The sequence below is a fragment of the Wolbachia endosymbiont (group A) of Lasioglossum fulvicorne genome (assembly GCF_964028605.1).
Lineage (GTDB): Bacteria > Pseudomonadota > Alphaproteobacteria > Rickettsiales > Anaplasmataceae > Wolbachia.
In genome coordinates, this window is record NZ_OZ034798.1 from 1,315,636 (window position 1) to 1,330,344 (window position 14,709).

The following is a 14,709-nucleotide window of genomic DNA, read 5'->3' on the forward strand; positions in this document are numbered from 1 at the left end:
TATTTATACTATATGATTAATGTCAATATGGCTTTAGCAGTTTAATAGGGAGAAGCTATCGAATCGCTTGTAAGAAAAACACAAACACAAAACTCATCCGTTATCTTTTTCTGATTTGCCTGCTGCATTAATTGCTTGACCAATCTCATCTTGTAAATCATCATGATCATTTTTTTCATCATGATTTAGCCCTTCAATTCTGCTTTCTAACTCTAACTTAATTATAGTATTGATTTTATCTATATTATCAAGAAAGCCTCTACATTCTTCTTCACTATACTCTTCACCAGATGATTTTTTTTCAATAAATAGACTTTTAAACTTTGTGAGATCAGAATTCTGATCGGTATTCAGTACAACGTTTCTCTCTATAAAGCTAAGATCCGATAGTAATAAGCTAACCTCTAATAAATCTTCACTTTTCACGTTTTCAAGGTCTTCAAGGCTTTCTAAAATACTAAACACCTTAAGCCTTTCTTGTGCAATCTCTTTGTCTTCCTTATCAAATTCAGACAATAAACTATGCTTATCTACAAATTTCTCACTCAAAGCTTTATTTAACCTAGTGAGGTTGATATTGTTGTCTGGTGTGTTGTCTAATAGTAGATCTACTCTCGCCCTACGCACATTTAAAACGTCATCATAATTATCTAATTTTATATTGCCATCATCGTCTTGCTGCAATTTATAATAATCAAGGCCTTTGAAATTTTTATTAGTCTTCATCTTCAATCCTCTTCTCATCTCCTTTTGCATCTGGTTTCCTCATTGGTTCCGGTAATTTCCTTTCTGGATTTTTTGGTTCTTTAAATGAAGGCTTAAGATTATAAACTTCACCTTCTCGATCTTCTCTTTCTTTTTTTCTTCTAGCTCTTTCAGCACGCTTTTCTACAGCTTCTGGAGTGTTCATTTCAAAAAGTGGTGAGAGGTTGTAAACTTTATTTTGACTTCTTCTGCCTTCTCTTTCAGCACGTTTTTCCATACCTTCAAAAGCAGATCCAAAATCATCAATTTCATCTGGGCCTTTTGGTTCCGTGCCTAAATTTCGTGTCACTTTATTTGATTGATCAGGCTTATCTTCTTCTGTTGGCTGATCAAGCTTATCTTTTTCTAGTGGTTGATCAAGCTTGTCTTTTTCTGGTTCTCTCTTGCGTCCTATGGTGTCATCATGAAGCTTATCCAAGAAATCTTGCCTATGCGATTTTGCTCTACAGAGCAGATTACCTTGGTAACCATCTTTTTCTTCTGTACGGCGGCTAACTCCTATAGAATCAAGGCCATGTTCCCAAGTAAACTTCATAGCATCTTCTATTGTGTAGCCCAAATGTGATCCTACATATCCTTTATAATAATCTAAATATTTACCGATCCTTCTGTGCGTAATATCTTCTTTACCAACTCCAAACGCCCTGTAGATTTTTTCCTCGAGCTTATCAACATCATTTTCAGGCGATGTCACAAATTTTGTTGCTTCAATAGTAGCATCTACAAATTTACGTGGCACATCAATAGCGTATTTCAGCACTCCTCCAACTCTTGGTATCCTGCCCAGTAGATTAGCTGTACCTCCGGCTAATCTATCCGGTAAATGAGTAGCCCAACTGCCTAAAGACTCTAGTTTTCCACCAGCAAAATTTTGCCACTGCTGTTTGAATCCTTCCATTATGCTAACCAAAGGCGATGCTCCATACATACTAGATATATTGTAAACGCTGAATCCACCACCAGCGATACTTGAGCCCATTTGTTGTACGAACTCGCGTAAAGAGAACATTAAAAATGAAAGCAAGAATAACACAAAGATTTCCCCTGCATTGATTAAATAACCTCTCTGTATGTCTTGCACCCTTTGGTAATCACTATTTTCTTGATAATTTTTGCAATCCTCACAATCTTTACATTTCTGACAGTATTCACTGTTGGGATCCTTATATAAATCATGAAGTTTAAGTATTCTACAACCTTGTTTTTCTACCGCACTCCGCACTAAAGATCTTATTTCATTAATTATTTCCCTATAACTATTGCATTTATTTATATCTTGACAGTAGCGTTTTATTATTTCACTAACATCACCTATCCTTTTCTCTATATTGTTGATCAGTAATATAATGTCAGCCCTCTCTGACGCATGAGATAAACTATTTGTTAAGCGCACTAGATCTTTTTCACTACAGCCATTACTAACTACCATATCACTTTCTGCAATATAGTGGTCTGCTGGATTATCTTTAGTTCCAGGCATTGGATTAAAGAAAGGATAATCTATATAACGAAACCCTTTTATATGTTCACCATTTTTATCTTTAGGGTAATCCGGTGGAAGCGGAATATATCCAGCGCCTCCAGTAAATTTTATTGTACCACCTTCTCTGCTTATCTTTTCTATACCTTCTATGTTTTTATCTACGTTCAGCGGAGAAGCTTCTCCAAGAGTGTAAGGTACGAAAATTTGCCCTGGGGTCCAACCAAAGTACTGCTTATCAACAATACAAAAACCGCCAAACACCCATTTTGGAGCACATAACTTTACCTCGAACCATTTATTGTAGCATACAGTAAAACCTAACTGCCTATAAAAGGTGTTCATTATCATTGAAGCCAACAATGACAAGAGAGTAAATATCATAATCGATTGTAAACAAAAACTGATGCAGAATTTTATCCAACCTTCAAATAGACTTTTCAGCGGTGAAAATAAAATAGAAATTAGAAACAGTGGCATAATAGCTATAAGAAAAGCTATACCCATAAAGCCAGAGAGAAATATTATGTAAGCATACAAGCACAACAAGAAGTATAGCACAATCCCTATGAAAATTGCCGGTATCATAAGAAGGCTTGCCCACATTTGGTAATGTAAAAACGCTGCAAACTTTTTCCAAACAGAATAAGCAAAAAACTTATTGAACATGTCCTCCATGAAGCTAAACAACTTAGCTTCATCTCCTTGAGCAATACTTCCGGTGTTCATGTTGGGAGCAAAGTTAGTAATTACACTTATCAATTGTTCAAGACCTTTAACGAATAAAACAAGAAAATGATCATAGAAAAATCTAAAACTTCCAGGAGATATAAGCACTATTACTAGAGTGATTTTCATCATTCTGATGAGCATATCATGCTTAGTTTCTCGTATCATGCCAAAAAGATAAAGAAGCGATGAAATCATTACAAATAGAACAAGCAAGGAAAGAACAAAATTGTGAAAGCTCGTACTTTTTTCAGCTATATTTTCGAACATAGCTTGTGCAACTGCAGGATCATTGCTATTAAAATGTTCTTTGCAATTTTCGTTAATCAATAATACACATTTTAGATAGTTATAAATGTAATCAAAAAACCCAAAACTACTTGGCTGCTGCACTCCATTTGAGAACTCAAAAGAGTAGCCACCTGCATTATCTAAGTAATATCTATCTAATATTTTTACATATATTTTCCATCCTTTTTCTAATTTTACCGAGTTACAATTTCTGTCCTTTAATTTAGTGCTATCTTTGTCTAAAGTAAAAATACCGCTCCCATTTTCTGCCACGGAGTTGTAACCTAGATGTACAGTAGGATATTGAGGATCGCGCATTAACTTTAGATTTTCGTTAGGATCATCTTTCCCCGTTTTAAACAAAAGATAAGCACCATGACCATTGGTAAACCAACATGGAGCACCACGTGATACTGTATTTGCGCTATCATCTTCATTAATGCACTTGCAATTTACAGTGCAACTTGTATTAGACTTACTTGAAATTTTCTGTGGCGCACTAGGTTTGTAATCATTACAAATTAAGTGAAAGTCAGGTAGACTATTATCACCTGACTTGCCTTCAAATTTAGTTGCATATTTTAACTGCTCCAAGCTTTGTAAGTCATAACTGCCTTTAGATTCTTTCTTGTTATTATTACTCCAAGATGTCCATGCACCATTAACTCGCACTTCCAAACTATCTCCATTGGTTTCGAGTCCGGTATCCTCCCACTTCACCACTTGGTTATGGTGAAAACCAGAATTAATTTCACCAGTTTCAGGATCAATAACTTCTCCATCTCCTGGAATAAACGCATCGTGGTCGCTTGAAAAATGAGCGCTTACTGCAATAGGTTTAGGACCAAAATAGTCAGCAGATATGCACCTTGGAAAAGGCATATCGTTCCTACTACAACCTGTGATCAGCACATAAGCTGCAAGAAGTAATACCCTAAACCAACATTTGCCTAAGCGTGATTGCATATCTAAACTTTTTCCAAATATAGAAATAAATTTCTAAAACTTTACTTAAAATATCTTTTTAATTAGTTACTCCATAATATCATTTATATCTTACTCCTCTCCATTTTCTTCCTTGTTTTTAGCTTTAGTACTAGAACCACTTCTTATTGTTTCATCAAAATCTTTTTGCTGACCTGATTGTTTTAGTGTTTCAGGTTTAGGACTCCAGGAATTATTCCCCGTTTCTTTATCAGAACTTTCTTGCTTACCTGATTGCTTTGGTACTTCAGATTGCGTTTTAGGCAATGTACCTTCAACTTCTGTCCGATCTTTACCCATTTTCTGCTTGATACTCTGTATCATACCTTGGGTCTTATCATCAAGGCCAACGGTGGACAGCATAGCTTGCGATGCGCTCTTAGCAACTTGACCAACACTGGCAGCAACCCCAAAACCAGAGCTGAATAGTGCTTGTGCCATAGTTTCCGATATAGAAACAAAAGCTTCCATTGCACCGGCAATAATTAAGTACATAAATGCTTGGATCAGATCTACGGGCAACGCTGCAAAGTGCCCACCAGCTCTTTCTCCGGTACTTAATGCAACATCAACATTAGTGCCAGGACTGTATCCAAGAGGCAGTATTGATTTCATCAGGCATAGATCATACGATAAGAAATTTACGCTAATTAAACATTGATAGCATGCAGAAAAATTTGTGAGATTGTATAGAACTGAATACATCAACTGATTTAAAAGAGATAAAGATGAAAATAAAATGACTGGTTGTACTGCAACGTGAGCCAGCGTTTTTATCCAGTTATCAAACAAGGATTTAGTCTGTTGGAATAGAATAAATACAATAAACAAAGGTGTTAACGACAATAAAAACGCTACTAAAACAGTAGATATTACATATTTCAATGTAGCGCTAATAATGCATTTTAAGAACATAAAAGTAGCGTAGAGTATTGCCAAAAATGCAATAAAGCCAAAAGGACCAGAGAGCATCAACGATAAAAACTTTAACCAAGTTTCTGTTGTGAATAATACTCCTGCTGTTAAGTCTAAGAATGCAAATTTTCTCCCCCCTTCCTCTATATAGCCAGAAAAGCTATCAACTAAATAAGTGCTACCATCTACAAAAAGTCTGGATAAAGTTGTACCAAAAATTTCCCAACTTCTATCGCTAAAGGCAAAAGCTATAAATGCTATCTTGAACATCCTTACAATGAAATCAAATTTACTTAGCTGTATTGTTCCAAGCATATAGCCAACGACAGTAAATATAACGTATAGAGTAAGTAAAGCTCTTACTCCTTGTAGAAGCCCCTTTCTATATCCTTCATATGAATCGCTAACACTGTTTTTAAATCCTCCTGTTGCCAAACCAAATACCTTGTTTATAGTTGATGAAATAAAATCATTAATTTTTCTTTTGACAAATAAAGTTACACTATACTTATTGTTTTCGTAATATTTGCCCTCCTTGTCTGTAATGTCACCTTTCTCTACATTGCTTACATCGATACCGAAATATATCTTCTTAGGTTTGCATTCATCTGTTATAGGTCTTTTGTCTTTGCATTCATCTGTTGAAAGACCTCCATCTATTATATAATAATTTACATTATCCTCTGTTATTTTACCTAAGTTCTCTACTTTTTTGAAATCATTAGTCTCTGAAGCAGATGGATCACCTGGCGGGTTATCACCCAAGTACATATACAATTTTTCACCACCGTCAAAATCACATGATCTAGTTACCTTAACATGGTACCCACCCCTATTAGCTTCATAGTGACCATAATCTGCAATAGCAAGCATCACATTACTACCAAGTGTTACACTTCCTATTGGATAGTCATGATTTAACCTCAGAGAAAAATCTCCAAATTCATCTTTAATTTGTGAACACACATTATCCCCTTTTGCACCCTTTTCCTTTGGAAGGCACTGAGTACCTTCAGCAGCATCTTGATTATTAAGGTCACCAATTTTTGCAACAAGAGCCTCAGCCCAGGAAATATCCGCTGTGCTTTCTTTGGTGTTTGATGTAAAATCAATAATGTTACTCTGCTTGGGATCCCCTTTATTTTCCTTACTCTTCTCAAGTCTATCTTCAACCTCTTTAAGGTGAGAATACATATCACATTTATTTTCTCTTTTTTTTTCTTTATCTTTTTTATCATACTTATCATGCCTTATAGAGGAGACACAGTTCCGTTCTCCTGCTTGACCTGAACCATAGTTCCATATACCCTTCTCGGTATAGCATATGTTCTGATAGTAACAGTTAAGCTCATAAGAGCTATACTTTTTCACCTCGTTAAAATCGCAGCTTTTTCCATCACATAATTCGTTCAATCCTATTTTAGCGCGGCGTAAACCAAGTAGCGAACCATATACCCATGGTTCGTTGTCTTTAATGTAACCTTTATTAAAATGTACCTTATTATCATATGGAGTGTACCCATTGCCAACTAGCACTTCACCAACTAGAGCTTTTCTTTCCTGCGCTTTTGTTTTATCAGGAGGTAAAAATTGCATTTTATTTTTTGTACCATCTTTACCATCACAAAAAAACTCTCCCCCCTGATGTACTTCACTCACTGTAGCTTTCTTATATACAGTTTCCTTACGGTCATTTTCTACAGCTTTATAACAATTTTCATCAAAGCTGATGCCCTTTCCTTCTGGGTTGTCGTAATCAATTTTTATTTCTCTGGGAACTAAGCTGAAGCTTAACTTATCACCAAGATTTACTTTAATTCCAGTATCCACATAACGTCTATTGCTGCCAAATCCTTTACCATCGCACAATTCGTTTTCATTTACGCCTTTTTCATCAACGCCATAATTATTAGGCACATCGTTAATATTTGCAGCTTTACTATAATTTGGTTCTGAGCCATCAGTACAAAATACAGCAGGCACAAGTACTTCCCTTGGATTTTTGTCTTCTTTAAGAGGGCAAAAATTTACTGATCCATCGAGGGTGAATTTGATTTCCTCACCCTTACTAATTACCTGACCAGAATCAACCCAATGAATTTTATCGGCTTTATGAACTGGAACATCCACATTAACGCTGGTGTTTCTGCTCTGCAACCCAGGTTCGACACAATCCATGTTACAACCAGTGATTGCAAGACACAGTATCAATAATAGTGATCTTTTACTTATCATAATGGGCCTCCTCTAGGCCCTTGAGCTGCTTGCTCAGTCCTTTGCTGCGGTATTTGAGGTCTTCGGCTTGACGTACCTGACTGTTGAGAAACACCTCCTCTTTCTCTGTTTTGAACGCTTTCCTTATCTAACCCTACTGTTCCCATTAAGCTTTGTTGATATTGTCTCCCAGGTTCGTTTTGCACATAAACACCAAACAACGAGTCAGATATTGTCGAAGAAGCTTCAACTAAAGCTTTCATAGCGTGTCCCAAAATAACAAAAGCCATCATAGCGGTAATATTAGGTGTATATTTGGAAGCATAACCATAGAAGATACAAGGGTTAAAAATCTTTAGGTTAATACTCAGTATACACGTAGAGCAGACTTCAAAATCAAATACTGAATACACAATATAATCCATAGCCTGGCTTATCAGTGATATAAAAATTAAAAGCACTACTGGATGAATCGCAAATCTTGCTAAATTTTTAACCCAGTTGTGAAACATCTGCCCAGTATACGCAAATAAAAGACAAATAATAAAAATAGGTGTTAAAGAAAGTAATAACGCAACTATTGCTATAGATGTAATAAAAGAAAATAAGGCGTTAAAAATAGATAAGCTCACTGTGATTAAACCCCAAATCACCAAGCAAAAAGATACAATGCCCAAAGGACCAGAAAATATAAGAGATACTATTAACAATACTGAATGCGATGACAAGAACCTATTGAGCGGTAAATCAAGAAACTCAAAAACATTTGAAGTAGTGCCTCTAAAATTTGCTATTTCTATTAGTTGTTTTGGAGTGTTAATAAATATAGAGAATGCGTTGTTATAAAAAAAGTTCCAGCTATTATCCTGCAACAACTGGACGATGATTCCTATCTTTACGCATATAATTAAAAACTCATATATAGAAATATGAGTTAAACCAAAAAAGTAGTAAAGGGTATATAAGGTTATGTATAATACTAACAGCGATATTATCGTGGATCTAATGGTATTTGTTCTGCTTGATTTTATAAAACTTTCGTAAAGAGACTTTACAGGACTAGTATCAGAGTGAATTGCGTTAGGATCTTTGTAGCTAGAGCCGAAAAATGCAGTTTTCACTTTTTCATCAAAGAAATTATATATTGCACTAAAAGTTCTTGTAGGTGGCTCTTGAGTTGTTAGGTTAATGCTAAACTGACCTTCATTTTTGTAATCGCAGCCATGGTCTCTTATTCCGTAATATATGGTGCCTGTTTTGTCTTTTAATTTTCCTTTCAAGTTTTCCATGTCATGAACTTTGCTGATATCTACAGATATATCCGCTTGATTTTCACCAGGCTTATGCTCAGGGAGTTTGTCAGAGACGCTTATATACAAGCTATTTTCTAGACTATGGTTCTTCGTCACTCTTATGTTGAAACCACCTTTGCCTCCAGTACCAAGGGTGAAAGTTAAATTCTCACCTTGGTGATGATTGCCCTTCACTTCATGATCATAGTTAGTGCGTATACCATCGTTTCTCACACGTTCAAAATCTTCTCCCTGCATTGACACTACTAATGATGGAATGTAAGTACTTACTCCCTTTTCTCTTATACCATCCACAGCTTCCTCGATAGCTTTTCCTTTACTTGCTTCATCGTTACCAACAGCTAAAGCGTTAGCAAGGTCTCTGGCCACACTGCCACCATCTATAGTATTAGACCCAATCTGAACACAATTTTGACCAGAATAATAACATGTATTTTTACATGCAAGGTTTAAAAGGTACGTATCTATTTTGCTTTTCCGATCACTTGAAAGCCCGCTACAGTCTATGTTTTCCCCTTGTTGTTTTATAGATTTGACAATCTTTTCAATCCCCTTTCTTTTTTCATCTTGATCTGACTTTGAAAAATCTGAATCCCAGTACTCTTTTCCATTCAACCATTGCGCATCGCCTATTATATATTTATTAGGACATATTTCACCCTGACATCCTTCTCGATTTAAAACATGAGCAAAATATTCCGTTTCTTTTTCACTGCACTTTTCATCAATTTTCACATACCTAACTTTTGTATCATTTCCTTTACCCTCACACATTTTACTTCCAATAACACTAAAGCTTATCGTATCGCCTTTCTTAAGTGCAAATGGTAATGTAACGTCATTTCCCCCAGGCCTAATTGCAAAATCTGCATATTGCTTAGGACAAAAATTAATATTGCTAGGCACTATATCAATCTCTGTTACTCTTATTCTATCTGAGATATTAACACCGGAATCAACCCATTTTTGCTCTGTTGACACTATATCTAGTTTTCCACGCAAACCTGATAAATTTTCTGGCTTAATACAGTGATGTTCCCCGCACCCAGACAATAAAAAGAGCACCACAAAACTCATGCATAGCTTACCCAAGTTTTGGTTACTTAAACGTTTAAGCATCTGTTACTTACCTTAACTAGCATCACCGCCACCTTATTTAATAGCTTCGCTGGAACCTTTACCACTATCTCCACCTCCTCCACCAGCACCACCTCTTGCCTTCTTGACAGCCGCAGCAGCGACTCCAGCAACGCCCCCAGCAGCAGCTTTGGCAGCAGATAAAGCTTTGCCCACCATTTGTCCAGGTGTCTGACCTGAGCCAAGTGCTGCTCTATGGTTACCAGCAAGTTCAGCAGCCATGTTAGGAAGAATGTTTAAAAAGTGGTAAAAGAGGAATAACACTAGACACAATTTTAATAATTCTACGATGAGAGAGCTGCCAAATTCCATGTATGTAAAATCAAATAGACCAAGTATAGTGCTCTTTTTAAAGCTGTAGTTTTGCATCATACAAGCTAGAGTAGTTTTATTGTTATCACATTCCCCATCTCTCAATTTAAACCACTGTTTTTTCTTACTAGCTGAGGGTTTTGTTTGGTTATTTTCATATGACTTATCCGGTTCAAAATTTAAATTTTTATAATAGATTTTATCACATGCTATAAACATAAAAGACAAAAACGCAAAAAGGATAACCTGGTATAAGCTATAGGTGATCAATTCTCTTACCCAGCCGTCAAAATATCCTTTGGTGTGTTGGAATAAAACCATAGGAATGAACAAAGGTGATAAAATGATGATTACACTCAAAGCAACTAGAGATAAAATAAATACATAGCACAGCCACAAAATAACCATCATTAGCAAAATGGCCATAAATATAGCAACAAGAGCTATTAAAATCTGTCCACCAGCAAAAATAATACCGATTACCGAACCTGCAACTAATAAGACAGGAGCAGCACCAAGCAAGACTGCTAACGTTGCAACACCTCCAGTACCAATTTTGCCACCAATTCCATCTAAAGGGGCACCTAAATAAAATAAAATTCTACAATCAAGCCTATCCCAAGGTGCAAGATAACTGTAAGATACCTTCTGTCCTGCGCGAGTATATTCATAATCTGTACCTGCTTTATAATTACATATGCCTTTACTTTCAGATGATGCTTTTAGCACTATCTCTGACAAACCATTTGAGAGACGAGTTAATTCTCCATAATAATGAGACATGGTACTACCTGTTGTGAAGTAAATCACTAAAGCAAACTTAATGATCAACATATACATTTCTTGAGGTCTTTGAACTCCACCAGACATGGCTTTTATAGAGAACAATACTAAAGCTAGAACCAAAACAGCAGTTACAGTGTTCTTCAGCCTTTTCTGTGCTACAGATATAAAACTCTCACCATTTGGTGCACCTTTACCTGCAACTAAATTATCTAACGATTCCTTAATGCATTGCACTATCATAGAAGTTACGGGAATAGGAGCTAATGATTTACTCCCTGCCTGGTTATAACAAGCTTCAGAGACATACGAGCTAAAACAGCCAGCATTATTATAACCTACAAAAATTTTTCCTTCTTTCTCCTTTTCCCTTATAATCGTTTTGTAATCTTTATCTTTATTTTCATCGCTGTTAAGATCAATCCTTGTACCATCTTTGAACATCATCACAGATTTTTCACACATAGGAGCAAGTGGGTCAGGTGGCAATTCCGTGCACCCCATATCAACCCCTTGCGGCCAAGGAGTCATTTCGATACCAAGCATGCTAACACTGGCTAACTCCACACATAATCTGCCCGTTTTTCTCACTGCTTTGAATGTAGCTCCATGTATGGGTTCGCTCTGTCCTGCTTTGAGAACTTTACACTCTAGCTTACCATCAACTCTTGGTGACCATGACCCATCTACATACCCAGTGTCCTTCTCTCTAACATCAAAGTCTATATCACCAAAAATATTACCAAAAGTTAAAGGATTTCTATGGCATACTTCTATATATTCACTGTATTGCACACCGTTTTTTGGCCAAAAATAATTCTTATATTCGTTATTTATAGTATCCGAGTTGTTAGAGTCTAAAATCTCTTTTTCTGTTTGTTTTCCATCTTTTCCTGATTTTCCTTGTAATGCAGAAAAATATTCGTCTTCTTTTTGATAATTTTTATCTGTGTAGACACTATAATCTGTATCTTTTAATTTAAAGTTTTTATATTTTCCATCATGGTCACGTGCAACTGGGTGTTTAACAAAACTATGTTCACAAACAACAAGTCCTCCTATAGCTTTCCAGACTCCAACAATTGCAGCTATCATTCCAACAATAACAAGAGCGGTAAACAAACCAGCAGAAGAGATGATTAAGACAATGCCAGTAAATATTGCGCCAACAGCAATCGCTATTCCAGCAAGTGCTGCAGCTGTTTTAAACGCTCCACAATCAGGGTTAGAGGCACGGCTAAAGTTGCCAGTAGAATTAAATCTACTAACAAATTCCGTCTTGTCAGTACCACTTACTCCATCTGCAAGCACTGGATATGAGAGTAAAAAGTCTATATTTAGTAAAAATATCGCAATTAATAGCAATGACAGCTTAGTCTTAAACATTTTTTACCTTCTGATAAAATATAGGCAACCATACTTTTGGGTTGTCCCCAACTTCATTTAATATATCGTGTAACAATAGAACACTTTCTGCACGTCCGGATAATACGTTGATTATATCATCTAGATCTTTTAAGTCTATTCTAGCTACTACAGCATTAACTCCCTGTTTCACCAAAAAGAATCTAGTACTTGGATCTGTGTGCTTAATTAATATATATTCACGTTCAGTTAACATAAAAACATCCCGATAGACACTAGTAGCTTTCAGATTTGGTAAAAAAATCTGTGTCGCTGTTTGTTGTACAAGCGTATCGCTAATAGTACTTTTACTTGCATCCTCAACACTCTGAGTAGCAAAAATCACAAAAGCATTTAGTTTTCTCAGTACCTTCAACCAGTCTTTTATCTTGGGTGCAAAAACTGGATTATCTATTAACGCCCATGCCTCATCAAGAACGATAATAGATGGAGTGCCATCAAGAGATATACTAATTCTATGGAATAGATAAATCAATACTGGCCCAAGAGCAACAGGATCTTTGAGCAAGCTAGCCATCTCAAAACCAAATACTCTTGCTCGTGAAAAATCTAGCAAATCTTCTTTATTGTCAAATATTGCAGCATGAGAACCATTATCATGCCACATAGATATTGCCCCAGCTAGAGTATCAGGACCTGCAAGCCCTAAAAACGGTACGAGGTTTCTCAAGAATCTGTCTTCTTTTCTTAATTTAAAATTTCCTTCAATTGCATCATTAATTCGTGCAATATCTTCTGAAGTAAATTTATCATTATATACCGAAATTAAAGACTTTATCCACTCCATTAAAAATGTTCTATTATCAGAGGTGTCATCAAGTTGTAAAGGATTAAAATTTGTTTTAGTTCTTGGTTCTATTACAGTATAGATACCACCAAGTGCTCTTAAGAAAATCTCTGCACCGCGATCTTTATCAAAAAAGAATATCCTTGGAGCAAACTTCATCGCTTGGGCACACAGGAAATTCATTAAAACAGTTTTACCAGCACCAGTTGGGCCAATTATCATAGTGTGTCCAACATCCCTTATATGAAAGTTGAAAAAAAATGGAGTACCAGATGTCGTGTCAAAAACTGTAACGGCATCTCCCCAGTGGTTATTGAATTTATTACCAGTAGGATAATTATGTTGAGATGCAAATCCAGCCAAATTAAGACTACTTATTGTAGCTTTTCTCACTATATAATCGAAATTACCAGGAATTTGCGCCCAAAATGCTGGTTCAAGGTTAACTCTCTCACGTATAGGGTAAACACCGCAATTAGAAAGCTCTGATTCTACCAACGACAGAGCGTTATCCAATGATTTAGGACTTTTTTCTATACATAAAATAGTCAGGTGATGTTGACCAAACGCAATCTTACCACTCATTGCGTCATCAAGCGCTTGAGAAATTTCTGCTATTTGAGAAATAGCTTTATCTGCAGACTGTATCATTCGATTTTGCTGTATCTGCATTTTTCCAATCGCCATTTGCCTGTTTATAAATTGAAAAGATTGCGTAATTATAAACTCGTAAGGAAGTTGTAAAAACGAATCAAGCATTCCTGCAGAAGTATGATTTCCATATTCTTTGATACTAATTATTCCAGCATATTTACTCTCATTATGAGTCACAACCTGTATCATCTTACGGCCAAAGAATAACCTATGTACTGGTAAGTACCTTGATATTTCAGTTCTTAGCGGAAAAAGCGTATTTGTAACGAAGCCACAATTTACGATTCTAGATAGAAACTCCATTATTTCGCAGAACAAACCATCTGGAGTTTCTTTTACTCCAAGAATTTTAGGCGAATAATTTCTAAGGCTTGTCACTACACGATTTGTCGTTTCCTCTAAATCTTCATACGTGGCACGTATATCACTTTCCCAAGCATGTTTTGAAGTTACATGTCCGAATTTTTTTAGTAGATGTGACAAAAATTCTACTCCTTTTGTGTCCGCTCTACGGATAATCGTAATGTATAGGTCATTAATAAATGATTGCCTTGTTGCGTGTTTTTCTCTCCATTTTAGATTTACGTGATTAGCGAAAAAATTCGGCAAACCTTGACTTGCAAATTCATCAGAAAAAATATTTTTCTTACGTCTGATAGTATGAAAATACAAACTAAATGCCGGAGATGAAATGCTTCTTAGCATCTGATTCCTGATGTTGTTCTGTATGACTAAATCCTCGTCATCGGCGGTTTCAAATGCAAAACCACTTAATTTTATAACCTTAACCAACCAATTTTCTTTTGTCATCAAGGTTGTGCTATTCCAATAGCAAGAATAAGGAATAAATTCAGCAGCGTGAACTTCCCTGTTCAGAGTAGATTTATTTTTTGATTGAATAGCCCTAAACCTCAGCATCA

General features: G+C 35.9%; 6 protein-coding genes. All 6 read right to left on the reverse strand.

Going from position 1 to position 14,709, the window contains the following annotated elements; all coding sequences use genetic code 11:
- Window positions 1–93 precede the first annotated feature (93 nt).
- The 6 genes from ABWU71_RS07325 to ABWU71_RS07350 all read right to left on the reverse strand — a co-directional run bounded on the left by ABWU71_RS07325 (window position 94) and on the right by ABWU71_RS07350 (window position 14,707).
- Complete coding sequence (locus ABWU71_RS07325) at window positions 94–726, reverse strand: hypothetical protein (protein ID WP_353284397.1); 633 nt, start codon at window positions 724–726, stop codon at window positions 94–96.
- The gene (locus ABWU71_RS07330; RefSeq protein ID WP_353284398.1) at window positions 716–4,231 is read right to left on the reverse strand and encodes a type IV secretion system protein; all 3,516 of its coding nucleotides are present in this window, start codon (window positions 4,229–4,231) and stop codon (window positions 716–718) included. The genes ABWU71_RS07325 and ABWU71_RS07330 overlap by 11 nt, the downstream gene beginning before the upstream one ends.
- A 90-nt stretch (window positions 4,232–4,321) precedes the next feature.
- A complete protein-coding gene (locus tag ABWU71_RS07335) occupies window positions 4,322–7,399 on the reverse strand; it encodes a type IV secretion system protein (protein WP_353284399.1) in 3,078 nt (1,025 codons plus the stop codon).
- On the reverse strand, window positions 7,396–9,810 hold the full coding sequence (locus ABWU71_RS07340) for a type IV secretion system protein (protein WP_353284400.1): 2,415 nt from the start codon (window positions 9,808–9,810) through the stop codon (window positions 7,396–7,398). The genes ABWU71_RS07335 and ABWU71_RS07340 overlap by 4 nt, the downstream gene beginning before the upstream one ends.
- Before the next feature lie 33 nt (window positions 9,811–9,843).
- Entirely contained in the window at window positions 9,844–12,309 is a 2,466-nt protein-coding gene (locus tag ABWU71_RS07345) for a type IV secretion system protein (RefSeq protein WP_353284401.1), read from the reverse strand.
- On the reverse strand, window positions 12,302–14,707 hold the full coding sequence (locus ABWU71_RS07350) for a VirB4 family type IV secretion/conjugal transfer ATPase (RefSeq protein WP_353284402.1): 2,406 nt from the start codon (window positions 14,705–14,707) through the stop codon (window positions 12,302–12,304). Before ABWU71_RS07350 ends, ABWU71_RS07345 begins: the two co-directional genes overlap by 8 nt.
- Window positions 14,708–14,709 lie beyond the last annotated feature (2 nt).

Bases quoted from the DNA above. Each gene is read 5' to 3' on its own strand.
- ABWU71_RS07340 (WP_353284400.1), bottom strand. From the start codon at position 9,810: ATGCTTAAACGTTTAAGTAACCAAAACTTGGGTAAGCTATGCATGAGT.
- ABWU71_RS07325 (WP_353284397.1), bottom strand. From the start codon at position 726: ATGAAGACTAATAAAAATTTCAAAGGCCTTGATTATTATAAATTGCAG.
- ABWU71_RS07330 (WP_353284398.1), bottom strand. From the start codon at position 4,231: ATGCAATCACGCTTAGGCAAATGTTGGTTTAGGGTATTACTTCTTGCA.
- ABWU71_RS07345 (WP_353284401.1), bottom strand. From the start codon at position 12,309: ATGTTTAAGACTAAGCTGTCATTGCTATTAATTGCGATATTTTTACTA.
- ABWU71_RS07350 (WP_353284402.1), bottom strand. From the start codon at position 14,707: ATGCTGAGGTTTAGGGCTATTCAATCAAAAAATAAATCTACTCTGAAC.
- ABWU71_RS07335 (WP_353284399.1), bottom strand. From the start codon at position 7,399: ATGATAAGTAAAAGATCACTATTATTGATACTGTGTCTTGCAATCACT.